General features: G+C 42.5%; 16 protein-coding genes and 5 pseudogenes. 16 read left to right on the top strand and 5 right to left on the bottom strand.

Annotated elements, in window-relative coordinates; genetic code table 11:
• Positions 1-10 precede the first annotated feature (10 nt).
• Both ACU8V8_RS15865 and ACU8V8_RS15860 read right to left on the bottom strand, forming a co-directional pair.
• Positions 11-673, bottom strand: coding sequence for a response regulator (locus ACU8V8_RS15865; protein WP_446888141.1), 663 nt, complete (start codon positions 671-673; stop codon positions 11-13).
• Between the two features lie 96 nt (positions 674-769).
• Positions 770-3,055, bottom strand: coding sequence for a TonB-dependent receptor (locus tag ACU8V8_RS15860; protein WP_446888140.1), 2,286 nt, complete (start codon positions 3,053-3,055; stop codon positions 770-772).
• 261 nt (positions 3,056-3,316) lie between these two features.
• On the opposite strand from ACU8V8_RS15860, the pseudogene ACU8V8_RS15855 reads away from it, so the two are divergent.
• The 11 genes and pseudogenes from ACU8V8_RS15855 (at position 3,317) to ACU8V8_RS15805 (ending at position 14,945) form a co-directional block, all read left to right on the top strand.
• Positions 3,317-4,619: pseudogene (locus ACU8V8_RS15855) on the top strand (GntP family permease).
• Between the two features lie 9 nt (positions 4,620-4,628).
• Positions 4,629-5,813 (top strand): E22 family MetX-like putative esterase, encoded by a 1,185-nt coding sequence (locus ACU8V8_RS15850; protein ID WP_446888139.1) that lies wholly within the window; start codon positions 4,629-4,631, stop codon positions 5,811-5,813.
• A gap of 4 nt (positions 5,814-5,817) precedes the next feature.
• Positions 5,818-6,578: pseudogene (locus ACU8V8_RS15845) on the top strand (3-hydroxybutyrate dehydrogenase).
• Positions 6,579-6,586: 8 nt separating this feature from the next.
• Positions 6,587-7,294: a CoA transferase subunit A gene (locus ACU8V8_RS15840; RefSeq protein ID WP_446888138.1), complete on the top strand. Its 708-nt coding sequence runs from the start codon at positions 6,587-6,589 to the stop codon at positions 7,292-7,294.
• 10 nt (positions 7,295-7,304) lie between these two features.
• Positions 7,305-7,964: a CoA transferase subunit B gene (locus ACU8V8_RS15835; protein WP_446888137.1), complete on the top strand. Its 660-nt coding sequence runs from the start codon at positions 7,305-7,307 to the stop codon at positions 7,962-7,964.
• Positions 7,965-8,296: 332 nt separating this feature from the next.
• The gene (locus ACU8V8_RS15830; protein ID WP_446888136.1) at positions 8,297-9,538 is read left to right on the top strand and encodes an OprO/OprP family phosphate-selective porin; all 1,242 of its coding nucleotides are present in this window, start codon (positions 8,297-8,299) and stop codon (positions 9,536-9,538) included.
• 93 nt (positions 9,539-9,631) lie between these two features.
• Positions 9,632-10,533 (top strand): annotated as a pseudogene (locus tag ACU8V8_RS15825) (Bug family tripartite tricarboxylate transporter substrate binding protein).
• Positions 10,534-10,545: 12 nt separating this feature from the next.
• Positions 10,546-11,016 (top strand): tripartite tricarboxylate transporter TctB family protein, encoded by a 471-nt coding sequence (locus tag ACU8V8_RS15820; protein WP_446889662.1) that lies wholly within the window; start codon positions 10,546-10,548, stop codon positions 11,014-11,016.
• 3 nt (positions 11,017-11,019) lie between these two features.
• The gene (locus ACU8V8_RS15815) at positions 11,020-12,561 is read left to right on the top strand and encodes a tripartite tricarboxylate transporter permease (protein WP_446888135.1); all 1,542 of its coding nucleotides are present in this window, start codon (positions 11,020-11,022) and stop codon (positions 12,559-12,561) included.
• A gap of 15 nt (positions 12,562-12,576) precedes the next feature.
• On the top strand, positions 12,577-14,199 hold the full coding sequence (locus ACU8V8_RS15810) for an ATP-binding protein (RefSeq protein WP_446888134.1): 1,623 nt from the start codon (positions 12,577-12,579) through the stop codon (positions 14,197-14,199).
• 23 nt (positions 14,200-14,222) lie between these two features.
• Positions 14,223-14,945, top strand: a complete 723-nt coding sequence (locus ACU8V8_RS15805) for a response regulator (RefSeq protein WP_446888133.1) — start codon at positions 14,223-14,225, stop codon at positions 14,943-14,945.
• On the opposite strand, the gene ACU8V8_RS15800 is transcribed toward ACU8V8_RS15805, so the two are convergent.
• The 3 genes and pseudogenes from ACU8V8_RS15800 to ACU8V8_RS15790 form a co-directional block, all read right to left on the bottom strand.
• Complete coding sequence (locus tag ACU8V8_RS15800) at positions 14,942-16,225, bottom strand: DUF3472 domain-containing protein (RefSeq protein ID WP_446888132.1); 1,284 nt, start codon at positions 16,223-16,225, stop codon at positions 14,942-14,944. The two genes, ACU8V8_RS15805 and ACU8V8_RS15800, sit on opposite strands and share 4 nt — an antisense overlap.
• A gap of 54 nt (positions 16,226-16,279) precedes the next feature.
• Positions 16,280-19,117, bottom strand: a complete 2,838-nt coding sequence (locus tag ACU8V8_RS15795; RefSeq protein WP_446888131.1) for a TonB-dependent receptor — start codon at positions 19,115-19,117, stop codon at positions 16,280-16,282.
• Between the two features lie 98 nt (positions 19,118-19,215).
• A pseudogene (locus ACU8V8_RS15790) lies at positions 19,216-20,591 on the bottom strand (Gfo/Idh/MocA family protein).
• A gap of 264 nt (positions 20,592-20,855) precedes the next feature.
• Here ACU8V8_RS15790 and agaR point away from each other — a divergent pair.
• The 5 genes and pseudogenes from agaR to nagA all read left to right on the top strand — a co-directional run bounded on the left by agaR (position 20,856) and on the right by nagA (position 26,200).
• Positions 20,856-21,625, top strand: a pseudogene (gene agaR, locus ACU8V8_RS15785) (transcriptional repressor AgaR).
• A 46-nt stretch (positions 21,626-21,671) separates the two neighbouring features.
• Positions 21,672-22,955, top strand: a complete 1,284-nt coding sequence (locus ACU8V8_RS15780; protein ID WP_446888130.1) for a D-tagatose-bisphosphate aldolase, class II, non-catalytic subunit — start codon at positions 21,672-21,674, stop codon at positions 22,953-22,955.
• A 17-nt stretch (positions 22,956-22,972) separates the two neighbouring features.
• Positions 22,973-24,109, top strand: a complete 1,137-nt coding sequence (locus ACU8V8_RS15775) for an SIS domain-containing protein (protein ID WP_446888129.1) — start codon at positions 22,973-22,975, stop codon at positions 24,107-24,109.
• The gene (locus tag ACU8V8_RS15770; RefSeq protein ID WP_446888128.1) at positions 24,102-25,031 is read left to right on the top strand and encodes an ROK family protein; all 930 of its coding nucleotides are present in this window, start codon (positions 24,102-24,104) and stop codon (positions 25,029-25,031) included. The genes ACU8V8_RS15775 and ACU8V8_RS15770 overlap by 8 nt, the downstream gene beginning before the upstream one ends.
• Positions 25,028-26,200 (top strand): N-acetylglucosamine-6-phosphate deacetylase, encoded by a 1,173-nt coding sequence (nagA, locus tag ACU8V8_RS15765; protein ID WP_446888127.1) that lies wholly within the window; start codon positions 25,028-25,030, stop codon positions 26,198-26,200. Before ACU8V8_RS15770 ends, nagA begins: the two co-directional genes overlap by 4 nt.
• Positions 26,201-26,221: the final 21 nt, after the last annotated feature.

Below are 26,221 nucleotides of genomic sequence, written 5' to 3'. Positions count from 1 at the left end.
TGCTGGTTTGCTAGCCTTCTACTGCTTTGCCAACTTGTGAGAGCTGATTAAATAAAATGCCTGCTTGGGTGCGGTTATATACGTTGAGTTTGCGCAAGATAGCGGATACATGTTGTTTGATTGTGGTTTCTTGAATCGACATTTCAAACGCAATTTGTTTATTCAGCAGGCCATCAGCAATCATGGCTAAAACACGGTATTGTTGCGGGGTGAGCTTTTCAAGGTTGCGAGCAAAACTGCTTTGTTCATCATTGACGACTACATCGGTTAAATCTATGTCGAGTGGCAGCCAGGTGTCGCCGTTGAGAACATGGCTAATGGCTTCGCTTATGACATCCAAGGATGATGATTTTGGGATATAGCCTGCAGCACCTAAGCTCATGGCTTGTTTGATTATAGTAGGGGTTTCGTTGGCTGATACCATAATAACCACTATATCAGGGTAGCGGTTTCGCAGTTGCGATAGTGCTTGTAAGCCATTGGCACCGGGAATGGTTAAATCTAAAAAAATAAGTTCAGTTTCCGGGTGATTTTTGAGTAAAGTGAATAAGCCATCGATATCGCTGGTTTCTTTTATATGTTCTTCAGGCACACAGGTTGCAGCCGCTTGGCGCAATGCGCTTCTAAATAGAGGGTGATCATCGGCAATTATTGTGTTCACAGCGAAAGACATTCCTAATACTCCAACACGTTATGTTATAAGTGATTTTTTAGATTGAAACAAGGTTTACCTGCTAGGGAAATATCAGGCAAACCTTTAAACATCAGCTTAGAAACGATAGCCCACAGTGAGTGACACTGTGCGAGGGTCGCCGTAATAGCTGATTAAGGTGTTATCACCACCAAGGCCTGGAGTATACTTACTGGTATCGCTAGGATCACTTGGATCAGGGGCAACAAATTGATAGCCGCCGATCATATACTCCTCGTCAGTAAGGTTTTTACCATATAATCCGGCACTCCAATGGCCGTCAGTGCTGTACCATGTGATACCGATATTCAGTAGCCCATAGGCATCTTGCGTGAGCAGGCTATCTTCTTCAAAGAGTGCGTAATCACCTCGGTAATAGTAGTTACCGTTCATAACAAAGTCGCCCATGTCGGTATACATACGGTACGTTGCACCTAAATTAAAGGTGAGATCTGGCGTGTTTGATACACTAAAACGGTCTGATTTATCGAAGGTTTCGCCAGTTTCAGGGTTTGTATCAATGACGTTATCAAAACTACTGTCAATATAACCAACGGATGCATCAAAGCTTAGTGCTTCGGTAGCAACATAGCTTAGCTCTATCTCTATTCCATCTGAGGTCGATTCACCAATGTTACCTAAGCGCTGATTTAAGTCGGCGGCGTTGTCACCTGGTAGTACAGAGATGTATTGGCGGTCTTGGTGATCAAGTGTGAAAAGTGTGACATTGGCGCGTAGGTTATTGTTCCATTCGCTTTTCATACCCAGTTCAAATGAGTCTACTATCTCAGGTTTTGCAGCCGGTTCAGCGGTGGTTGCACGCGGGTTGAAGGTGCCTGATTTAAAACCTTGCGCGTAACTGGCAAAGAACATGATATCGCGGTTGTATTGATACTCAACCCCTGCACGCGGTGTAAAGCGTGACCAGTCTTCGCTATCATCCAGTACTGTGGGGACTAATTGACCTTCAGGGCGAACATAGCCCGGCACCCAGCCAGATTCAGGGTATACGGTATCAAATATAAGGCCGTTATTGACCGTTGCTTCTTTGCTGTCTTGGGTATAGCGAGCGCCCAAAGTCATTGACCATTTATCGTTAAAGTCATAACTACCTTGGATATAGGCTGCTTTACTGGTGGAGTTGCTGCACCCACTTACTTCGCGGGTAAGGCCCGGTGCGGCTAAGCTTTTACCGAGTTCTTCTAAAATAGCTTCAAATTGACCACACGATTCACCGTCATAATAATACAGCCCCGATACGAGCTTGTAGTTATCACCTTGGTGGTTCAGCTGTAATTCGTGAGTGGTTTGCTCATCATCATAAATAGCGGGTACGTCAAAAATACGGATAGAGGTATTATCAAAGTCAATATTTGTTGGCGAGTAGCTTTCACGGCTTGAACCAATGTACTTTAAGCTGGTGTTGTTACTCATATCCCAGCGTGCGGTTAAGCTATAGCCTTCAAGCTCCACTTTGTTCCATGTTGGCAAGCTGGTGTAAGAATCGTATACGCTATCGGGGACGGGAGCATCAGTGAGTAAGCTCGGCAATAAGCGATAGCCGCCTTTGGCGTTTGACTCATCTTCGGTTTTATCCCACGCGAGTCTAAAGAATAAGTCGTCAGTGGGTGTGTACTCTAAGGTCACGCGTGCAGCGGTAACGTCTTTGTTGTAGTTTTCACGGTCTTGATTATCAAGGTCAGAGGTTAAAAACTCACCAAAGCCATCACGGTTCAAGGTAGCAAAACCAAAGCCAACATAGAGTTTTTCATCGATAAGTGGTAGTTGCCCGGTAATTTTTAAATCTTTTTGATTGTAGCTTCCTACGGTACCTTGTACGTTGAGTGTGGCATCGCCACTCATTTCTTTAGTAACGTATTTAATTGCCCCACCAATGGTATTTTTACCATATAGCGTGCCTTGTGGGCCGCGTAGTACTTCAATTTGTTGTACGTCCAGTAAATCCAGTACAGCACCTTGTGGACGAGCTAAATAAACGTCATCGATATAAATACCAACACCGGGTTCATAGCCCCAGAGTGGGTCTTGTTGGCCAACTCCTCGAATGAATGCCGTGATGGTTGAGTTAGTACCGCGGCTGGCTTGTAACGTAGTGTTAGGTGAAAACTGTTGCACTTCAGTCATCACGCTAATGCCGTTCTCGGCCAACTCTTGTGCCCCGATAGATGTGACTGCCACGGGGACTTCTTGTAGGTTTTCCACAGTTTTACGCGCGGTTACTTCAATGCGTTCTAACTCGCCTTTGGCTTGAGTGGTTTGCTCGGCGGCAATACTGCTGGTACTTAATAGTGCCAGTGAAACGGCGAGAGTAACCGGTGTGATTGTTTGATTGAGCTTAATCATGGTGTATTCCTGTTTTTGTTGTCTTTGTTGATTGTTTCATTGCTCATGTCACCTGCATCTAATGTAGAAGATAGTTGCAAAAAAGGAATTAGTACCATAGTGCTATACGCTCTCAATGCCTTGACTTACCAGGCTTTTAAGCCAAATTTAAACGGTGTAGTACCTTAGTGTTATGTCATTTTTAATGTTTTAACGTAAGACTAAATCTAATTACTGCGATGTCACCTCATCTGTGTAATAACAATAATTATAGGAATGTCTATGCTGAGCATGATAGGGCTGTTAGGCGGTTTAATACTGCTAATTATATTAACGTTGCGTGGCGTGAATTTGTTTATAGCCGCGCCAATCTGCTCACTGCTAGTGGCACTAAGTAGTGGGATGGCTATATTTCCAGTCTCGGCAGAGAGTAATTTTATCTCTGCTTATATGGACGGTTTTGCTGGGTTTTTAAGTGCATGGTTTTTTATGTTCTTACTAGGATCGCTATTCGGTAAGTTTATGGAAGACACCGGTGCGGCAGATAGCGTAGCAAGCTACATTGTCGGCAAGCTAGGCATGAAACATGCGGTGCTCGCGGTGGTTATTGCTTGTGCCGTACTTACTTACGGTGGCGTTAGTGTGTTTATTGTGGCGTTTTCGGTCTATCCGATGGCGCTTAGTTTATTTAAAGACGCTGATTTACCCCGGCGTTTTATTCCTGCCACCTTGGCATTTGGCTCGGTGACATTCACCATGACCTCGGCAGGCTCGCCTGAGATTCAGAACTGGATACCGGTTAAGCACCTTGGTACATCACCTTATGCCGCATGGGAAGTGAGCCTAGTAGTGGCTATTTTTATGGCGATAGTGGGTTATGTTTGGCTTAACAAAATGATTAAAAAAGCGGTTTCAAACGGTGAACGATTTGCTGCCCGTGATGATGATCCGGTGATCTTAGAAACGTGAACGACCACACCCAATCACTGGGGTTATTCCGCTCATAGTGGTGTTGCTTTTATCATTTATGTTGCACGATATTTTACAACAAACAGCCTTAATCGTGGCGCTACTCGGTGGGGTATTAAGCATTGTAGTAATCAATTTTAAATACTTTCATAACATGGCCAGTGCCATCAATGTGGGCACTACCGGCGCTTTGGTCGCCATTGGTAATACAGCCGCCGTGGTGGGGTTTGGTGCAGTGGCTAAAGTGTCGCCGGCGTTTATTGCGGCTGTTGATCTAATGACTCAAGTGCCTGGTAATGAGTTAGTCGGCGCAGCGGTGGCGGTGAGCGTTATTGCTGGCTTAACAGGCTCTGCTTCGGGCGGTCAAGCCATTGCGCTACCGCTTGTTGCCCCTGGTTATTTAGATATGGGTGTCAACCCTGAACAATTACATCGAGTAGTGGCCATTAGCTCCGGCGCACTGGATAGTTTACCTCATAATGGATATGTGGTGACCACTATACGGGCTATTTGTAATGAAACACATCAACGGGCTTATTGGCCGCTGGCTGCATTAACCGTGGTTATTCCACTTATTGGTGTCGCATTGGCACTGGGTCTATTTATAACTTTTTAAGGAAGGGCAATGAAAACAACATTCATAATAATCGGGTTGCTTTTGTTTTATAGTAGCGCCGCATTTAGTGCAGATAAAATTGTACCAATGTTGGTCGAAAAACAACATTTTACCAGCAAAGATTTTACCACTGTGTCGGGTAAGACTTTACCGCAGGTTGATATTGGTTGGGAAAGCTACGGCACGCTGAATAAAGCTAAAGATAATGTGATTTTAATTACTCATTATTTTTCTGGTACATCCCATGCTGCGGGTAAATACAAAGCCGATGACGCCCTGCCTGGGTATTGGGACGCGATCATTGGCCCTGGCAAAGCCATTGATACTAATAAGTACTTTGTGATCAGCTCTGACACTTTAGTAAATGCAAACTGGCATGATCCGAACGTAATTACAACGGGTCCTGCTTCAATCAATCCTGCGACTAACAAACCCTATGGACTCGACTTCCCTGTGGTGACAATTACTGACTTTGTAAATGTGCAAAAACGGTTGCTTGATAGCTTAGGTATTAAAAAACTACACGCAGTGATGGGTGCATCAATGGGGTCATTTCAGGCGCTTGAGTGGGCGGTGCGTTACCCTGAACAGGTTGAGCGACTTATTCATGTGATCGGTGCTGCAACTATGGATGCGTGGACGGTGGCGGCCCTTGAAAAATGGGCATTGCCCATTCGGTTAGATAAAAATTGGCAGCAAGGTAATTATTATAACAAAGAGCGCCCGCTAGATGGTTTGGCGGCAACCATGCTGAACATTACTCAAGATGCCATGCACCCGATTATTTATAACGCCAGCTTCCCTAAATTTACCGTGCTTGACCAAGGGGCGTTGAGTGATATTCGCACCTTGCCACAGCTTAGCCAAACATTAGCAACACGGGCTATGGCACGCGCGAAAACCCAAGATGCTAATCACGTGTTGTATTTAGTGCGAGCATCACAGCTGTTTACCGCAGGTATGCAAGGTGATTTAACGAGTGCACTGAAAAGCGTGAAAGCAAAAACCTTATTGCTGCCTGCAACAAACGATTTATTACTTCGTCCTGAAAACATGCGAGCAGTATATAGCGCGATGAAAGCAGCAGGAAAAGAGGTTGAAATTTCAGAGATTGAAGGCGGTTGGGGGCATTTAGATGGTATTTTTTCTATCTCACCAAAGGCTGAGCTTATCAGTGACTTTTTAAAGGAGTAATTGTATGAGTAAAACGGTATTAATTACTGGGGCTGCCAGTGGCATTGGTTTTTATATTGCTGAGCAATTAGCCAAGGCTGGTCATTACATTATCGTCACTGATTTACATCAACACAGCGCCGAACAAGCTGCAGCTAAGATCATTGAGCAGGGGGGAATGCACAAGGCTTTGCACTGAATGTGGCTGATAGTGATGCAATAGAGGCATTTTTTAATGAGTTTAAACGGTCGGTTGATGTATTGATCAATAACGCGGGTATTCAGCATGTAGCTAAGCTGGAGGACTTTCCGGCTGATAAGTGGCAGCTTTTACAACAAGTGATGTTGGTTGGGCCAGCGATAATGACCAAAGCGGTGTTACCGCGTATGCGAGAGCAAAATTTTGGCCGCATTATTAATATTGGTTCTATCCATGCGATGGTCGCGTCTAAATATAAGTCAGCTTATATTGCTGCCAAACATGGTTTAATTGGCTTTGCTAAAACCATGGCGCTGGAAACAGGGGATGCCAATATTACCATTAATACGGTATGCCCTGCGTACGTAAAAACGCCGTTAGTTGAACAACAAATTGCATCACAAGCTAAAGAGCATGGCCTATCAGAGCAGCAAGTCATCGATACTATTATGCTTGCACCCATGCCTAAAAAAGCCTTTATTGGTTTGGATGAAATACATCATACCGTCGCGTTTTTAATGGCAGATGCGGCACGTAATATTACCGCACAAGCAATAGCAATAGATGGCGGTTGGACAGCACAATAGGGGGTATTATGGCAGGTTTTGATAAAGTAGTAGCTAGTTACGATGAGGCCATGGCTGGTCTTACTGATGGCATGACAATTATTGCCGGTGGTTTTGGTTTATGCGGTATTCCTGAAGGACTTATTGCGCAGGTTAAGCACCAAGGTACTCGAGATTTAACCGTCGTATCAAATAACTGTGGGGTTGATGGCTTTGGCCTTGGGGTGCTGCTTGAAGATAAACAAATTAGCAAAATGGTCGCCTCTTATGTGGGTGAAAACGCGTTATTTGAGCAGCAATTATTAAGTGGTGAGCTCGAAGTAGAGTTAACCCCACAAGGCACATTAGCCGAAAAAATGCGTGCCGGTGGCGCGGGTATACCTGCCTTTTATACCGCAACTGGAGTGGGTACCCCTGTGGCTGAGGGCAAAGAAACACGCACGATTAATGGCCGTGATTATTTACTCGAACCGAGTATTACCGGAGATTTTGCCATTGTTAAAGCATATAAGGCAGACCGCTACGGTAATTGTATTTATCGTCACACGGCGATGAACTTTAATCCGATGGCCGCTACAGCTGGGAAAATTACCGTATTAGAGGTGGAAGAAATTGTTGAACCAGGAGAGCTTGAGCCTAGTCAAATTCATACCCCAGGTATCTATATCGATAGAGTAATAAAAGGCGAGTTTGAAAAGCGCATCGAAAAAGTCACTACGCAAGCGGCAAAGCTTTAAGGAGTAAATAATGGCGTTAACACGAGAGCAAATAGCAAAACGCGTTGCTATGGAATTACAAGATGGCTATTACGTTAATTTGGGGATTGGTATCCCAACACTTGTCGCGAACTATGTACCTGAGGACATTGAGGTAATGTTGCAGTCTGAAAATGGCCTACTAGGTATGGGGCCATACCCCAGTGAACTTGAGGTCGATGCAGATATGATCAACGCCGGAAAAGAAACCGTCACGGCAGCGAAAGGTGCTGCCATTTTTAATTCCGCTGAAAGCTTTGCCATGATCCGCGGTGGCCATGTTGATTTAACTGTGCTCGGTGCGTTTGAAGTGGATCAAAACGGCAATATTGCCAGCTGGATGATCCCTAATAAGTTGGTTAAAGGCATGGGCGGTGCAATGGATTTAGTCGCGGGGGCTAAAAATATTATTTGCACCATGACCCATGCTAACAAACATGGTGAATCTAAATTGTTGCGAGAATGCAGCCTACCACTGACTGGTGTAGCGTGTATTAATAAAGTGATAACCGATCTTGCGCTGTTAGAAATAAAAGACGGTGCGTTTCATCTATTAGAGTGTGCACCGGGTGTGTCAATTGAAGAAATAAAAGCTAAAACGGCAGGTAAGCTTGTCGTTAGCGAGAGTGTAAAAATCATGAATGTTGATTAATAATATAGGACACTTACCTAAATTACCTGCCATGAAAAAGTGCTGTTGCATGTTTTATATATGTATAAAACATGCTCATCTATCGCTTTGAATACCTCTTGTATAACCAAAAATAAATCAATCACTTACTATTAAACACTGCTTGTTTATTCTTTTTGCTCATAAAGTTCATGCATTTTATGGTTTTAATCGTTTTTAGATCGATCAATGCAGCTTAACTTCTAAACATTTCGTTAATTTCACGTTAACACTATGCTCGAAGACAGATGGCAGTGTGCAGTCGCTCATCTAACGACAACAAACGATTATAAAAATGAGTGTGGAGAACACAAATGAAAGCAAGTAACACACAGCTCGCTTTAGCAACTGCAGCAGCCTTAGCTAGCGGCTCAGCTTTTGCTGATAACGATACTCAACAACTACAACAGCAACTAGATGCATTACAAAAAGAGGTTGATTCATTAAAAGGCAATAAAGCCTTTGACCTTGAGTTTGGTGGTCGAGTGCAGCTTGATTACAACTATTTTAATGGCGCGTATAACGCTAATAACGGTGGTGATGCAGGAAGTGATTTTTTCCCGCGTCGTATTCGTACTTATGTAGAAAGTGGACACGGTAACTGGGATCACAAATTACTCCTTGAATTTGGAGAGGGGACTGCAGAAATCGTTTTGGCTCGTGTTCGTTATGCATTTGATAACGGCCTAAAAATTAAAGCCGGTAAAATTCGTGAGGATATGTCGCTTAATGCTTTAACTAGCTCTAAACATATAAATACGATTGAACGCAGTACTTTAGCAAATACTTTTTCACCCTTCTTTCGGTGGGGTGCCTCTGCATATCAATACTTTAAAGATAGTGGATTGCGTTATGCAGTCGGCGTTTATAAAAATGATGCGTTTGGGGCATCAGGTAAAGATGAGGATGACCAATTAACATTGGCATTTACGGGTCGGGTTACATGGTCAAGTGCTGCTCCTGGTGATGTTATTCATTTAGGTGCATGGCACTCATATCGTGATATGGGTGGGAATGATTTAAGCGCTCCTTTTGCTCGTGGTGAAATCCGTGAAACCAATGTTCGCTTACTTGATTATGCTGTAGGTGGTAGTGAGGTTGCCCTTGATAGTATGTCACAAAGCGGCCTTGAATTTGCGTATCAAGCAGATTCTTTAACTCTTGAAGCTGAGTATGCAAGTCGTTACCTAGATACCTTGGATGGTGCTAATCCTCTAGATGGTGAACGTTTCGATGGTTTTCATGTTTCTGCTAGTTATTTCTTAGGTGGTGAGCAGCGCCAATATAAAACGGGCTCTGCACTATTTGTCCAACCAAAAGGTGTTAAAGATACATGGGAGCTAGTAGGTCGTGTTTCTCAGATGGACGCGACAAGCAGCACACAGGGCACTGAAGTTACTACTTATACAGTGGGTACATCATATTATTTGAGTAGCAATATTAAGTTTATGGGTAACCTTGTATACAGCGATGTAGAGGGCCCTGGCACGACCGCATTAGTGGGCGAGGAAGACGATGGTCTAGGCTTTGCTGCGCGTGTTCAGTACTTATTTTAAGGGGAACTAAGTATGAAATTACTTACAAAAACATTTAAATCAATTAAAACTACGGTGCTGGCTACTTCGCTAGTACTGAGCAGTCCTTTTGCAATGGCGGATATTCACTTTTTAGTACCTGGCGGCCCTGGAGGCGGTTGGGACACGACGGCACGTGGTGTTGGCGAAGGCTTAGTCAAAGCGGGCATTGAAGATAATGCGTCTTTTCAAAATATGTCAGGTGGTGGCGGTGGTCGTGCGATAGCCTATTTGATTGAGTCTGGAACTAAAAAAGGCGATATCCTAATGGTTAACTCAACACCAATCGTGTTGCGCGCATTATCAGGGAAAATTCCTTACAGTTATCGAGATTTAACACCAGTCGCGAGTATGATTGCCGACTATGGTGCGTTTGTTGTGCGAAACGACTCACCTTACAAAACGTGGCAGGATGTGATTGCTGCAATGAAAAAAGACCCAGGCTCGGTAAAAGTTGCGGGGGGTCAGCTCGTGGCAGTATGGATCATTTAGTTGCTGCTCAAGCAGTTAAGTCAGCAGGCCTTGACGGGCGACGTTTACGTTATATTCCTTACGATGCAGGTGGCAAAGCCAAAGCGGGGCTGTTATCGGGCGAGGTTAACTTGCTCTCTACAGGCTTGAGTGAGGCACTAGAAGTGGCTAATGGTGGTCAAGCTCGTATTTTGGCAGTGACTTCAGGGAAAACGCTCCCTGATTATCCACAAATTCCAACACTTAAGTCACTGGGCTACGACATGGAATTTGTTAACTGGCGTGGCTTTTTTGCAGCCCCTAATTTACCCGCAGAGAAACTAGCGCAGTACACCGAAAAATTACGCAAGCTACAAACTACCCCTGAATGGGAAGCCGTACGAGCTCGTAATGGGTGGTTAAACCTGTTTCAAGAGAAAGATCAATTTATAAAGTCACTTGAGCAGCAAGAAGCACAGCTTAAAGTCGTTATGGAAGAACTCGGCTTTATTCGTACATTACGTTAATCGGGGCTAATGATGTTAAACCGTGAATTACTAGGGCCAAGTTTATTCTTGGCGCTATTTACCTTATACGCCATTGTTGCATGGCAAATTCCACTGCTTCCTTTTGAAGAATATGAGACGGTGACCTCGGCAACGTTGCCCAAGGTTTACGCTGCTTTTGGTATTGTCGTCTGCCTGCTATCGATTGGGGCGACTTTATTAAAACCTAAAGAGCAAACCGCTGAGTTAGCACAGCGCTTAGATAAGGATGATGTGCTTCGCACTTTCGCCTTGCTAGTGCTGATGGTTTTATATAGTGCGGCATTAGAGCCAATTGGTTTCTTAATTTCTACGAGTGCTTTTTTATTAGTTGGTTTTTTTGTGATGGGTGAACGACGTAAAAAGATTTTATTGTTTGCATCTATTCCTGTTGCCGTGGTTTTTTGGTTTTTAATGACCCAAGTGCTCGGTATTTATTTGGTTCCTGGTGATCTGTGGAGTTAAGTTATGTTTGATGGAATTATGCTAGGTTTGTCGACCGTGCTCGACTGGAATAATTTGTTGTACGTTATTGTCGGTTGCTTTGTTGGTACGTTTATCGGCATGCTACCAGGCCTTGGTCCTATTACTGCAATCGCGTTAATGATCCCAATTACTTATAGCATTGGTGCCGATTCAGGGATGATATTAATGGCTGGGGTTTATTATGGTGCTATTTTTGGTGGTTCAACATCATCAATATTAATCAATGCACCAGGTGTTGCAGGCACGGTAGCCTCCTCTTTTGATGGCTACCCATTAGCTAAGCAAGGGCATGCTGGTAAAGCATTGGCTATCGCTGCTTATTCTTCCTTTATAGGTGGCACAATAGGCGCAATTTTACTCATGGTTGCTGCGCCGCTGTTAGCAAAAGTATCGTTAAGCTTTCAGTCACCGGATTACGTTGTATTGATGTTTTTAGGCTTGACTGCGATTGCTGCATTTTCTAATAAAGGGCAATTTTTAAAAGCCATGATGATGACTGTATTCGGTCTTATGCTTGCAACAGTGGGCATTGATCCATCGTCTGGCACAGAGCGTTTTACCTTTGGCCAAGCAGACTTACTTGATGGTATTAGCTTTTTACTTGTGGCAATGGCGACCTTTGCATTAGCAGAAGCGTTAATCAATGTGGTTCGCCCTGAGAAAAAAGAGGTGAAAAGTATTAATGACTCAGACACTCCGCAAATTGGTTCAACCAAATTAAGTAAAGAAGAAATTAAAGAGATGGCACCAACTGTTGGCCGATCTTCTCTCCTTGGTTTTATTGTTGGTGTACTCCCAGGCGCTGGGGCGACAATTGCTAGCTTTATGGCGTATGCAACTGAGCGTAACTTAGCACCAAAAGCATTAAAAGATAAATTTGGCAAAGGTTCATTGCGTGGTTTAGCTGCGCCAGAGTCAGCTAACAATGCAGCTTGCACAGGCTCTTTTGTGCCATTATTAACATTAGGTATTCCAGGCTCTGGGACTACTGCAATTATGTTAGGGGCATTAATTGCCTACGGCATTCAGCCAGGCCCAATGTTGATGGAAGAAAACCCAAGCGTATTTTGGGCTGTTATTGTTAGTATGTACTTTGGTAACATTGTACTGCTTATCTTAAATTTGCCACTGATCCCTTACTTTGCAAAAGTACTGGCGATGCCTAAATCAGTGCTCACTATCATGATCTTATTCTTTAGCTTAATTGGGGTTTATTTAGTCTCTTTTAATACATTTGACTTGTTTATGATGGTTGGTTTTGCGCTGGTGGCTTTGGTGTTAAGGATTCTAGCTTTCCCAATGGCTCCTTTACTACTAGGCTTTATTTTAGGTGATATGATTGAGCGCAACTTCCGTCGTTCGATGATGCTATCAGATGGTTCACTAAGCTTTTTATGGGAGCGCCCACTGACGTTGAGTATTTTTATCATCTCAATCTTGGTATTGTTATTCCCACTAAAAGACTTTATAACTCAACGCCGTGTAGATAAAGCCGCACTAAAAGCGAATCAAGAGCATACCTAATAATTAAGGTTAAGTATGAAGTACACCAAAAAGCGAAATTCGTTGCACAGCATGGTTAAAAAACCTAAGCGTTTAGAAACGCGGTTAATAATATGGGTGACTGGATTATGCGTACTACAAGCAATATTATTTGGCGGTTTGGTGTATCAAATTACTGCACAAAGTTTGCATAACCACATTGGTGATAAAGCACTTGCAGTAGCAACCAGTATTGCATCAAGCGATTATGTTATTAAAGCATTAAAAACCCCCAATGACTTGGAGATAATTAACCAAAAAATAGAAAGTCTGCGTCAGCTTACTGACGCAGATTTTATTGTTATTGGTGATAAAAATGCCCATCGAATTGCGCACCCAGATCGTAATAAACTCGGCCAACCTATGGTCGGTGGTGATAGCCAAGCTGCATTGCGCGGAGAGCGCTATATATCTGTAGCTCAGGGTAGTTTGGGAGAGTCGATTCGAGGAAAAGTACCTGTATACGATGAGCAAAAAAATATTATTGGTTTAGTCTCGGTTGGCTTTTTAGTTCAGTCAGTGGAGCCTTTGATTCAGGCGCGTATTGTTGAAATAGTCGCTTGGGGTTTGCTATTAGTTGTACTGAGTATTTTAGCCGCCGTGTTTATTGGCCAACGTGTTCGTAATGCTATTTTTGGTTTGCAGCCTGATGAAATCGCCCGTTTATTTTCAGAGCAAGACGCAATTTTAAATACAATGCGCAGTGGTGTTATAGCCCTTAGCCCTGATGGGCGAGTGCGTAAATTAACGCAGCGCGCGTGTGAAATTTTGGATAAACCGACAGCCTCTAGTGAGCCGGATTTAATGCTCAATGATCTACTGCCAGAGCATGCTGACTTTTTATTGCGTAATCAACGCCGTAAAATGGTTGGCTTTGAATTGTTTGCCGCAGATAAACGGTTAGTGCTGTCTCGTTTTTCACTACAAGTTCAAGGCCAAGCGGATGGTATTTTATTAACTTTGCGCCCTGCTGATGAGCTTGAATATATGAGCCAACAGCTCACTAAAGTTCAAGCGTTTGCTGAATTATTACGTGTTCAAACTCATGATTATTCAAATAAACTCAACCTTATTGGCGCATTAATTCAAATGGGCGAGACGGATAAAGCGGTCGAATTGATAGGTCAAGAAAGCCAAGGCTCGCAAGCACAAATTCATCACTTGTTAGAGCGTATTCAAGACCCTGTGTTAGCAGGTTTGCTTGTTGGTAAATACCACAAGGCACGAGAGCTTAATGTGATACTTGAGTTAAATCCTGACAGTTTACTTGGCGCAATGACGCGAAAAGATATGATTGAACGAGTAGTGTCAATATTAGGTAATTTAATTGATAATGCGATTGATGCGGCAATTCGAGCATCAGAACAACGTAAACCTCATGTCCGAGTAACTGTGGACGAAACCAGTAAAACACTGTTGTTTGATGTTGAAGACAGTGGCATGGGATTAGGCAATGATCATGAAGTGATTTTTACCCCACAGTATAGCTCAAAATCAGGGGCTGAACACGGCATCGGCTTGTACTTAGTAAAAACCAATTTAGACTCATGTGGCGGAAGCTTAGAAATTGGTGAGTCAGATCTAAAAGGCGCTCGATTAAGCGTTTACATTCCCAAATAAAACAATTTAAGAGTGGTAGTAAAATGACATATTCTGTGGTCATTATCGAAGATGAAATCGAAGTTGCGCAATTACTCGCCCAATATTTGCTGCTGCCTAATGGTGGAGCTGGAAGCCAAGTTGCGCGGCAAGGACTACGTAAAGGGCAATATCAAGTTGTTGGGATTGCGGCGAATCTTGTGACCGCAGATGCTTTATTAAAAGCAATAGAGCCAGATTTAATATTATTAGATATTCACTTGCCGGATGGAAATGGATTAGATTTACTGACAGAGCTTCGCGCACGTGCAATCAAAAGTGATGTGATGCTACTCACGGCTGCAAAAGAAGTTGAAACTCTTGAAAAGGCAATTCAACTAGGCGCATGTGATTTCTTAGTGAAACCGTTAATGTTAAACCGCTTAGACCAAGCATTGGCTCGTTTCGAAGCACGTCATCAATGTTTGTCAGATGCTAATGAAGTTACGCAATCTATGGTCGACACTTTATTTGGTTCGAGTGAGCAAAGTAAAGCACCCGCTCGGTTACCCAAAGGAGTTGATCAACTCACATTACGAAAAATTATAGATGCTTTCAATATGAACAAAAAAACACCTTTCACAGCTCAGCAAATGGGTGATCTAGTGGGAGTGAGTCGCTCTACAGCAAGGCGTTATCTGGAATATTTACTTGAAGCTGAACAAGTGAGTGCCGACCAAAGCTATGGTAGTATTGGCCGACCAGAACGCTGTTATAAAATGGATTAGTACTTAGGCAGTGTACTGAGTTCAACATCAGGTTCTGCTGTTGTCTTACGTTCAAATTGACTATGCAATTTGGTAGGGCCAGTGAAAAAACCCGTATTACGTAAGTAAAATTGCCCTTTGTGAGTGCCTCCTTGATAATCCATTCTAGATTGTTTAGCGGCAGTTGCATCATATGAAAATTTAGCTTTAGTTAATGCATGCCACTGACCTTGGGTGTCCCTTAGCCATTGGTTATTGTATAAAGCTTTGCGTTCAAATTGCCCAGCGTCAGGAATGAAGTTTTCTAAAAAGCTATGTGGTCTGGTTACATAAGTATTTGTGTTTGGGCGCCTGAATGATGCGATAAATAACCAGCCTTCATTCAAAGGGTCATAAAAATAAGCGCTGTAATCAGTGTGATTGACCAGATTGTCGGTAGGGTTGACCTTTAGCAAAAAACGATATGTTTGGTCAGTTTGCCATGGAAAGATCAAATAACTTTGCCCACCCGAGCCTTCATTACCAAATTTACCAGTGTAAACATTTTTACCCTTTGCTAGCAGTTGAATACGCATATTATTTGGTATCGCAGTTGGATCATCCGTTTGAAATGGACTCCAAACTGAAAACAAAACTCTGCGCTCGGTTTCAGAGTTAACCTGTATACCAAAGTAACCCTCAGCAAAGCCATTGGCCATAAAATAGGCGCCTTGACGATCATACCCTTGTGGTACCGTGAGTTCTGAGTAAAACCATTGATAGCTTTTTGAAGTATCGTTTATTGGGTAGTTTAAATGTACAGATGGACCGCGACGTCCCCAATAAATATCATCCTTTACATACAAAGGTGCTGGCGACTCTTTATCTAGAGTGATAATTAGCCCTTGAATATCAGCAAAGGTGTCTGCTGTTTTAGCTATACCCCTAAGTTGTAATTGTTGGTACCCGATCTGTTCTGGCATAAACTCACCAAGGTCGATATCTTTAAAATGTTGATTAGTTAGCGTAATTAACTGACTTTGTTGATTGAAATCGACTTTAAGCTGGCTTTGTTCACCTGTAACTTTTACGCGCAACTTTAAATTAAAGGCGGCTTTTGTTGGTAGGTAAAAGTAGTGATTGACGGGTATTGTTGAGTCTTGCCAGTGCGTGATCCCCGCATCACTAATCAGTTTTTTATTTACTGAGATACTATGGCTAGTAGCACTATTACCGTAACTAGGAATAAAGTAATCTGTGGTTTGGTTCGCCACTGCAAATGAAGTCCATAATAATGAACCAATAAATAGTAATACTCTCATAGCGAGCTCCATAAAAAGCGCCGACAAACGGCGCTAATATAAGTGGGTATAAGCTTAAAATGATGCTGAAAAACCAAGGCTTACTGAGCGTCCATAACGCGCTAAACGACGGATCTGTTCTTCGTTTTTCACATATGACCATTGTCTTTCATTAGTTAAATTAGTGACGCTTAAATCTAAACGTATTTTTTCGCTAATATTGTAGCTGGCACTAAAATCATATTGACCATAGTCAGCTGCCCATTCAGGGCCACCCCAAGCATCAGGGTAAACTAAATAATCGTCGCGCCAGTTATAAGCTATACGCGTTTGAAATGCCTCTTTTTCATAGTAGACAACAGCATTATATGAGTGCTCAGACATACCAACAAACGGTAGATCGTTTAGCTCTTCATCGTCATAACTACTGTCTGTGAATGTGTAGTTTATTTGCACTCCTAAACCATCAAATGGTGCAGGTAAAATGTCGTCAAATGATTGTTGATAGGCGGTTTCAAAACCTAAAATAGTCGCGCCTTTTTCTGATGTAGGTGATATTTTAGTAAAAACAGGACCATCTACTTCAACACCATCTTTAAAGTAATTACCTACCTGCGCAGTGCCTATACGGCCGCGAGCGATTACTGATTCTATGTCTTTATAGTAAGCGGCGAAGGTCAATGCGCCATAATCAGAGAAATACCATTCAATGGTGCTGTCTATTTGGTTGGCTCTCAGTGGCTTTATACCTGGATTTGAGGCATGGTATTCAGCATTATTAAAATCTAAATAACTATAAGGTGAGAGATAGTCTAAATTTGGTCGCGTGATCACTTTTGCGGCACTAAAGCGATAAAGTAAATCATCACGTAAATTCAATTTAAAATTTAAACTTGGTAGCACATCGGTGTAGCTTTCTTCTGTGGTAGAGCGAGTGTAGTAATCTTCAATTTCGCCATCAACACGATAGCTCAATGCGCCATCTTTTTCGGTTACATTGTAGCGAACGTTCTCAACATCAAAAGTATAGCCATCTGAAGATACATCAGTTTGTATCACCCTTACGCCCATGTTAAGTGCAAATGGTAATTTGCCTAAGTCACCTTGCAGATTTGTTTCGATAAAAGCAGCTAAAGTTTGCTCTGTTAAGGCAAACGAATCATTTGGGCTACTCTTAGCGGTGATTTTATCTTGTGCAGCTTGTGGATTAATTGATTCATAAAAAGCATAAAGTTTGTCGTAATCAAAACTTGCCCATGGATCAGGGTGTTTACCAGGCTCACCATCTAAAAAGTTATCAAAGTTTGCAGGCACTAATACATCGGCAGGTAAGCGAAATAAATCCAAGCCACCCAGTTCTTCAACGCTAGAGTCATCAAAACTAGGGTATTCTGAGTTTTTAAAATATGCACCACCGTTACTAAACATTGAAGCATTTTTAGACTTATAAACACTGCGCTCTTTTGTTTGTTTGCCATAATGCACACCAAACTGTATATCTTTGACTAATTCAAAAGTTGGGATATAAGTTGCTGCAAGTCGAACTTCTTCAATCTTATCTTTTACATCAGTGCCATAATTATAGCTGTAGTGTGCCCCAAAGGGCTGCTCGGCACTTAAAGCTGGTGTCATGGTAACATCTGGCAGCATGTTGTTACCTGTTTGGTCAATCGTGATTCCATCGACAAAGCCGCGAGCTACAATAAAGCGATTATTTCCATTACTGACATTTTTGGCTTGTGATTGTGAAATATCTAAATCAAATGTTAGAGTGTCTGTCGCGTACCAAGCGGTATTAAATCCCCATTGCCAAGTATCTGTATTACGTGGCACAGATACATTTAGTAGCTCCGCCATTGCTCCATCGACTAACTCGACATAATTTGCATTGCCGTCTTCGTTAAATTTTACTTCACCAATTGATGGTATACCTGGTGTCCAAGATTCATCGTACGTTACAAACGAGATTTGGTATTGCTCGCCATTGGTCTCGTACTGTGAATACATGCTGTCAAAGTTGACGTCTACACTGTCTGAAGGGCGCCATTGCATTGCTAAGCTTGCACCAAGTCGTTCGCGAGTATCTTGCCAGTTTGAATAGCGGACGTAGCCTGGAATAACCGATGGGTGCGATTGTTCGTTATCTTCAAGTGTGTCGTTACCATTACTATCAATGGGAATACGTACATCCACATTTTCGTCAGGATCATAAAAACCTTCACCTTCATACGAATCGGCACGTTGTGTGCGTTCAGAATAAACGGCAGTAAATAGCGCGCCAAAAGTGTCATCAAAAAATGTATCGCTAATTAAAAAAGATGCTTGCGGGTTAGTGTCCCCAGTACGTTCTTCGTAAATTCCTTTGGCGCTGCCTGATAAGGTAAAGCCATCTAAATCGAGGGGCTTACGGGTTTTAATATTGATAACCGAACCAATCCCGCCTTCTTGCGTTTTACTTTGTGGTGATTTATATACTTCAAGTGATTGCACTATTTCAGGGGCAATCAAATCAAAGTTAAAGTTACGACTAGAGTGCTCTGATGCCATGCGCCGGCCATTGACTGTGGTTACATTGTAGTCCCCGCCTAAACCTCGAACCGTAACGTTTTGTCCTTCGCCACCGTTACGCGTAATGGCAATGCCGGTCATTCGTTGCAGTGCTTCTGCAATATTTTGATCGGGAAACTTGCCAATATCTTCTGCAACAATGGCATCCATAACCCCAACGGCTTGTTGTTTTAAATACAGGGATTCCTTAATACTCGAGCGAACACCTCTAACTTCGATTACTTCTACTTGCTCGGTTTCGGCTTCTTTTTCCTTTTCTTTGTCTTCTTCAGCAGCCAAGGTTGTACCACTGAAAATGGCACTCATGGATAAAAAAAGGGTGGGCAGTTTTAGTTGTGTTTTCATAATAGTTACCTGTATTTTACTTGTTGATGGTTGTTTTTATTAATTTATTTAGAGCTAAGGGCATTAGCTTGGTTACCACTAATACCCTTTAGGGTTAATTACGAAATAATGCCAAGTGGTTTGGCTTGTTGCCAAAGTCCACGAGTGAAGTCAGGAAAGTCTTTGCTATTACTGCGATCACCAACAGATTCAACCGAAAGCGGGAATACAGCTGACCATGCTGCAGCGTCATACACATCTTGATCAAGTGGCTCACCGTTGCGAAGGCAAAAAATAATGCGCCAAAACATTAGAAAATCCATGCCACCATGGCCGCCGTTACGCTCAGCTTCTGCGCCCATTTTTTTGCCAAAGTGGATGATCGTATTTGTTATACCAATCAGCCATGTCGTAATCCCACTCGTGGTAGCTTTTACTGCCACCTTGCTCAAGGGCAATGCGGTTAGGGGAAACCTGCAAATACACCATTAGTACCTTGAATTAAGTTATGACGAGAGTAAGGGCGTGGCGTGGTTGTATCGTGTTGGACCATAATGCTACGACCTTTAACCGTTTTAATGATGCTGGTATTCATATCGCCGGCAATGTAATTTAGTTTGTTACGACCATGCTCAGCTGGGAATTCCTTTTTAGCGTATGCTGCGCGCCCTAGTGATGGTGAGCTCATTGATGTTATGTAGTCAAACCGATCGCCACGGTTGATATTCATATACTGAGAAACTGGGCCTAAACCATGAGTAGGGTATAAATTACCGTCAACAGCTGCATGCCAAGGAGTACGCCATGAACCTGTTTTATGGTCAATTTCTTTCATTTGCCAGCGTAACTCGTGGATATATGCCGCTTCACCATGCAATAGTTCACCAAAAACACCTTGGCGAACCATATTTAGTACCATGAGTTCATCACGGCCATAACAAACATTTTCCAACATCATGCAATTCATCTGGGTTCGCTCAGACGTATTAACTAGTTGCCATGCTTCTTCAACGGTAACGGCTGCGGGCACTTCAACAAAAGCATGTTTGCCACTTTCCATAGTGGCTACCGCCATGGGGGTATGCCATTTCCAAGGGGTTGAGATAATGACAATATCAATATCTTGGCGCTCTAACATACGAAGGTAATCATGATCGTTTTTGCCGTAGGTATCTGGCTTTTTAAAGCCCTTATCGACAACTATTTTTACTGCTCGGTCTACAACGGCCTGATGGGTGTCGCAAATTGCTTTGATTTCAACACCGTCTAAATGGCAAAAATGTTTAACGGCACCAACACCCCGCTCACCAACACCAATAAAGCCGACTCTTACTACATCCATTTTAGATACTGTTAAGCCAAGTGTTGAACGCCCTTGTGTTGCTGTTTTTAGCATTGAGTTGGCATTGGTTGTGGAGGCACAACCTAACGCTGCGCTGGTTGCTGCAATTGCGGCCATTGATTGAAGAAATCGTCTGCGGTTTAGATCGCCCATGATAGTGCCCTTATATGTTTATTATTTGTAAATTTGTTTTCACAGGGTTTTATTTGTACACGTAAGGAAATCCTAATGCAAGGCAAAAATCTTTCGTTTGCTTTCGTTTTTGTGTGTGCTAAATTATTTTTATATTTTAAATTCTTTCATTTCAATCGGTTGGTTTCTTTTTTCGTGAGTTGAGGGGGAATGTAAAAAAATTGAATTGAAAGTAAACGAAAGCTGCGTACAATGAATGAAAGTTAATTATGAAAGAGAGCGAGCATGCTTAACACTATCGAAAGACGACATGAAATTGTGCAATTGGTTTTCAAGCAAGAGCGTGTACAGGTTCCTGAGCTTGCTCAGTTGTTTGGTGTATCAACGGTGACGATTCGCAATGACCTTAATGAGCTTGACGAAAAGGGCTTGCTAGTACGTTCCCGTGGCGGAGCGGTGGCGAGTAATCGTTTAACTCAAGAGTTATCATTAAAAGAAAAGCATGACGCAAATCGTGGCATTAAAGAGCGATTAGGTAAGTTTGCTGCCAGCCTGATTAAAGATGGTGAATCGATCATTTTAGATTCTGGTACCACGACCGAAGAAGTCGCTAAAAACTTAACCAATCATCATAGTGTTGTTGTGATGACAAATGGTTTAAACGTCGCACACTCTTTACTCAATGCACCTTCTGTCGAAGTGCTGATGACAGGGGAACTTTGCGTAAAAAATCACTGTCTTTTTATGGTCGTCAAGCCGAACAGCACTTGCAACAATATCACTTTGATAAGTTGATTTTAGGTGTTGACGGTTTTGAGAAAGATATTGGTATTACCACGCATTTTGAACTTGAAGCCTTGTTAAATCGAGTCATGTGCGAAGTGTCACGAGAGATTATTGTTGTTACCGACTCAAGTAAATTCAATCGAAAAGGAGTGCACAAAATAATTTCTGCCAGTGAAGTAAATACAGTGGTGACAGACAGCGATATTCCAGCCGATATTAAAGCGGCTCTCGAAAGTGTTGGTGTCGAGCTGCACATAATCGACCTTTAATTTTCCATAGTAATTATACAACGACTAATCAATATAGAGGCTTGCAATGAAAATATTACAGCAATTAATCGCAGCGAATAAATGTGGCGATAAACAAGGTATATATGCCGTTTGTTCGGCACATCCATTGGTACTCGAAGCCGCTATATTGCAAGCCAAGCAAGACAATAGCTACTTGTTAATTGAAGCTACTGCGAATCAGGTTAATCAGTTTGGTGGCTATACCACGATGATGCCAGCAGACTTTATGGCATTTGTTAAAGAGCTTGCTACAGAGCAAGCGTTTGCAGTTGATAAGCTGATCCTCGGAGGTGATCATTTAGGCCCAGTGTGTTGGTGTGATGAAAGTGCAGCAGTGGCAATGCAAAAGGCAGAGCAGCTAATCGCCAGTTATGTGGCAGCAGGATTCAAGAAAATTCATTTAGATACCAGTATGCGCTGCGCTGATGATGAGGCGGTTTTAGCCGATGAAATAGTTGCAACACGAGCAGCACAGCTATGTGCAGTGGCGGAGCAAACAGCATTAGATACTTTTGGCCACAGTGATTTAGTGTACGTGATAGGAACTGAAGTGCCCCCGCCAGGTGGAGCTGACGAACATATCGATACGCTTGCGGTGACAGAAACAGACCATGTAGCGAGTACACTGGCACTGCATTATGATGCATTTTCACAGCTTGGTTTATCAGCTGCTTGGCAACGTGTAATAGGCTTAGTTGTACAGCCGGGTGTTGAGTTTGATAATACCCAAGTATTTGATTACGACAGCAGTAAAGCCCAGCAATTAAAACAATATATACAAACTGTGGATGGAATTGCTTTTGAAGCACATTCAACAGATTATCAAACCCCAATTGCTTATAAGCAGTTAGTGAATGACCATTTCGCGATTTTAAAAGTGGGCCCTGAGCTTACGTTTGCTTTACGCGAAGCGTTATTTGCATTAAGCCATATTGAGGATGCGCTTATAGACCCTGAATATTGCTCGCATTTACGTACTGTAGTTGACGCTGATATGCAGCAATTCCCAAAAAATTGGCAGCGTTTTTATCAAGTTGATAGTTCTCTACAGAAGCTATATCGACGTTTTAGTTTTAGCGATCGAATCCGCTATTACTGGGGAAAGCAAGGAAATCAAAACGCGGTAGAGACCCTATTTAGTAATCTTCAAACACAGCCGATCCCGTTACCGCTATTAAGCCAATATATGCCATTGCAGTATCTTGCTGTGCGCAATCAATCAGTGCAAAACAGTCCTAAATCTTTGGTGCTTCATCACATAATGCAAGTAACCAGCCGCTACGCAGATGCGTGCTTTAAACAACAATAGACGTAGATGAGGTAGTTATGTCGAATTATTTAGCAATTGATGACTCTCTTTTAGAAGCGAATAATAGCTTGTGGACCGCAAAAGAAATTATGCAGCAGCCTGATTGTTGGCGAGAAACGCTCAAGATAGTCAAAGCGGCTCGTACTCAACTTGATAGCTGGTTGGCAACGGTGTTAGAGCGTGCAAATACACAAATAATTTTTACAGGCGCTGGTACGTCTGCCTATGTCGGTGAGGCGGTAGTTGGCTATTTAAATCAGCAGCTGGATATTACTTGTCGAAGTGTTAGCAGCACCGAGCTCGTTGCTTGCCCACAACAGTATTTACAACAAAATAAGGCCACTTTACTGGTGTCGTTTGCGCGCTCAGGAAATAGCCCTGAAAGTGTTGCTGCTGTTGAGGTGGTAAATAACTATGTGAAGCAATGTGCTCATCTATTTATTACCTGTAATCCCGATGGGGCGCTGAATCAGCAAGCGGCAGAGCATGAGAATTGTTTTTCGTTACTGATGCCACCGCAAACGCTCGATCAAAGCTTTGCAATGACCAGTAGTTTTACTTCGATGCTAATAGCAAGTATCGCGGTGTTTAGTGAAGCGGATAATGCAGTATCTATAATGGCTAACTGTGTTGAAAAAAATATTCCTCAGCAATTGTCTCAGTTAAAAGCACTCGCTGAATTACCTATGCAGCGTTTGGTGTATTTAGGGGCAGGGTCATTAAAAGGTTATGCGCAAGAGGCTGCTTTAAAACTGTTAGAGCTTAGTTCAGGTAAAGTGATGGGTTATTTTGAATCGCCGTTGGGTTTTCGACATGGTCCGAAGTCATTGGTCGATGAAAAAACCTTCATTGTTTTATTTAGCTCAAATAATAGCTATACCAAGCAGTATGATACGGATTTATTACATGAGTTAAGCAGTGATAACCAAGCGCTTGGCGTAGATGCATTAGCCGTGCCGCAGGAAATGCAAGTAGAACAGTTAGATGATGTTTTTTATGGCTTATATTATATGGTATGCGCGCAGATCATTTCTTTTTATAAAGCATGGCAATTGGGTATTACTGTTGATAATCCGTGCCCAACAGGGGAGGTTAACCGTGTAGTGCAAGGTGTGACTATTTACCCGTTCACACAAGGAGATATTAATGGCTAAGCAGTATATTTACGGCATTGATATTGGTGGTAGTAAAATTGAACTAGCTGTATTTGACACGTCATTAAAGCAACTTGAATCATCACGAATTGCGACTCCACAAAGTAGCTATCAAGATTTCTTAAATGCGTTAGTGGCTATGATTTTAAGCGCTGATAAAAAGTACCAATGCCAAGGCGCAGTAGGCATTGGTATGCCAGGAATTATTAACGCAAACCAAGAAGTGTTATCAGCAAATGTACCTCATGCAACCGGACATAATGCTGCGCAAGATTTAGCGAAGCTTATTAATCGCCCTGTAGCTATTGAAAATGATTGCCGCTGTTTTGCATTATCAGAGGCACAAAGTTACGTAGGCATACAACATACACGAGTGTTTGGTGCGATTATAGGAACTGGTGCTGGTGGAGGGTTATGCATTGACGGTAAGCTTTACAAAAGTGCTCAAGGTATTGCTGGCGAGTATGGTCACTATGCACTGTCCGCCGTGTTGCAACAAAAGTATCAATTGCCTATTTTAAAGTGTGGCTGTGGTTTAATGGGTTGCGTTGAAAGTTACATTGCAGGGCCTGGTTTAGCAAACATTTATCGACATTTTGCTGGTGAAGTGCTGACTACTTTTGAAATCGTTGAAGGGCTTAGAAAAGGCGATGTGCTATGTCAGCAAAGCTTTGCCTGTTATGTTGATTTGATTGGTAGCACGTTTGCAGCAATTATTATGGCTTATGACCCTGAAGTGATCGTAGTTGGTGGTGGTATGTCGCTGGTAAGCGAGTTAATGGATAAACTGGAGCAAGCAATCACACCTTACATTTTTACAGGTATTCGGGTGCCAAAAATTGTACTTGCTGAATTTGGCGATGCCAGTGGTGCACGTGGCGCTGCTATTTTAGCAAAAGCACAAGTTGGGGCGTTGTCATGAGTGAATCAGTATATTATGTCAAAGCTGCAGCTATTTATTGCCAAGATCGTGTGCTTAAAGATCACTTAATGTTGGTAGAAAATGACCGTATCAGCGCTTTTACTCAAACACCGCAATTGGAATTTCCCATATATGATTATGGCGATGCTGCGATTATTCCTGGATTAATAGATTTACATATTCATGGCCGTGAAGGCTGTGATGTGATTGATTGTAAAATGAGTAGCATTGAAACTATCTCATGTTCATTAGCACAGCATGGCGTAACGGGTTTTTTAGCAACAACAGTAACGACAGATTGGCAGCAAACTTTAGATGCAATGGCTATTATTGGTCAGGCATATGTACAGCAGCCCAGTGGTGCACAAGTACTTGGTGGTTATAGTGAAGGGTTGTTTTTTAGTGAAGTTCATAAAGGCGCCCATAACCAAGATTACTTTTTGGAGCTATCAAAACCTCATTTAGAGGCCATGATTAAAGCAGCAGCTGGGAGTCTGAAAATTGTTGCTCTAGCACCAGAAAAACCCGGTGCTAATGCGTTAATTGAGTACCTTACTGGGCAAGGTATCAGAGTTATGCTTGGTCATTGTGATTCTAATTTCGAACAAACAGAACAAGCTCTTGAGCACGGTGCGTGCGGTGGGGTACATGTTTTTAATGGCATGCGTGGTATACACCATCGGGATCCTGGCTGTGCGGGGGCTGTATTAATGAACGATGCCGCTTTAGTTGAAGTTATCGCCGATGGCATACATCTTCACCCTACTATTTTACAATTAATTTATAAGCTAAAAGGTCCGCAAAAAATTGCGTTGATCAGTGATTGTATTAATGCTGGTGGCCTAAATGATGGACAATACAAACTGGGAAAAATGGATGTGTTTGTTGATAATGGAGTTGCGAAAACAGCATCAGGCTCCTTAGCTGGTAGTACATTAACTTTAGAGTTGGCTGTGAAAAATATGCATTTGCTAGGTAGCGTTACTCTGCTAGAGGCTATAAACATGGCCAGTATTGTACCCGCTCGGTTTTTAAACATTGCAGATCAAGTTGGCTCTTTAGCAGTAGCTAAGCAAGCAAATTTTGCTATCTTAGATAACAATTTTACTATTCAAGCAACCTACATAAAAGGCCAAAGGTGCTTTTTAAGAAGCGCTGATAATGCTTAAAGTGTTTTGACATCAGCGTTA

The sequence above is a fragment of the Pseudoalteromonas sp. SaAl2 genome (assembly GCF_052947895.1).
The sequence above is the reverse complement of the archived record's forward strand: the minus strand, read 5'-3'. Positions and strand labels throughout refer to the sequence as shown.

What these genes read in the sequence shown, in the direction of transcription:
- ACU8V8_RS15865 (WP_446888141.1), bottom strand. Translation starts at nt 673, where the DNA reads ATGTCTTTCGCTGTGAACACAATAATTGCCGATGATCACCCTCTATTT.
- ACU8V8_RS15860 (WP_446888140.1), bottom strand. Translation starts at nt 3,055, where the DNA reads ATGATTAAGCTCAATCAAACAATCACACCGGTTACTCTCGCCGTTTCA.
- ACU8V8_RS15850 (WP_446888139.1), top strand. Translation starts at nt 4,629, where the DNA reads ATGAAAACAACATTCATAATAATCGGGTTGCTTTTGTTTTATAGTAGC.
- ACU8V8_RS15840 (WP_446888138.1), top strand. Translation starts at nt 6,587, where the DNA reads ATGGCAGGTTTTGATAAAGTAGTAGCTAGTTACGATGAGGCCATGGCT.
- ACU8V8_RS15835 (WP_446888137.1), top strand. Translation starts at nt 7,305, where the DNA reads ATGGCGTTAACACGAGAGCAAATAGCAAAACGCGTTGCTATGGAATTA.
- ACU8V8_RS15830 (WP_446888136.1), top strand. Translation starts at nt 8,297, where the DNA reads ATGAAAGCAAGTAACACACAGCTCGCTTTAGCAACTGCAGCAGCCTTA.
- ACU8V8_RS15820 (WP_446889662.1), top strand. Translation starts at nt 10,546, where the DNA reads ATGTTAAACCGTGAATTACTAGGGCCAAGTTTATTCTTGGCGCTATTT.
- ACU8V8_RS15815 (WP_446888135.1), top strand. Translation starts at nt 11,020, where the DNA reads ATGTTTGATGGAATTATGCTAGGTTTGTCGACCGTGCTCGACTGGAAT.
- ACU8V8_RS15810 (WP_446888134.1), top strand. Translation starts at nt 12,577, where the DNA reads ATGAAGTACACCAAAAAGCGAAATTCGTTGCACAGCATGGTTAAAAAA.
- ACU8V8_RS15805 (WP_446888133.1), top strand. Translation starts at nt 14,223, where the DNA reads ATGACATATTCTGTGGTCATTATCGAAGATGAAATCGAAGTTGCGCAA.
- ACU8V8_RS15800 (WP_446888132.1), bottom strand. Translation starts at nt 16,225, where the DNA reads ATGAGAGTATTACTATTTATTGGTTCATTATTATGGACTTCATTTGCA.
- ACU8V8_RS15795 (WP_446888131.1), bottom strand. Translation starts at nt 19,117, where the DNA reads ATGAAAACACAACTAAAACTGCCCACCCTTTTTTTATCCATGAGTGCC.
- ACU8V8_RS15780 (WP_446888130.1), top strand. Translation starts at nt 21,672, where the DNA reads ATGAAAATATTACAGCAATTAATCGCAGCGAATAAATGTGGCGATAAA.
- ACU8V8_RS15775 (WP_446888129.1), top strand. Translation starts at nt 22,973, where the DNA reads ATGTCGAATTATTTAGCAATTGATGACTCTCTTTTAGAAGCGAATAAT.
- ACU8V8_RS15770 (WP_446888128.1), top strand. Translation starts at nt 24,102, where the DNA reads ATGGCTAAGCAGTATATTTACGGCATTGATATTGGTGGTAGTAAAATT.
- nagA (WP_446888127.1), top strand. Translation starts at nt 25,028, where the DNA reads ATGAGTGAATCAGTATATTATGTCAAAGCTGCAGCTATTTATTGCCAA.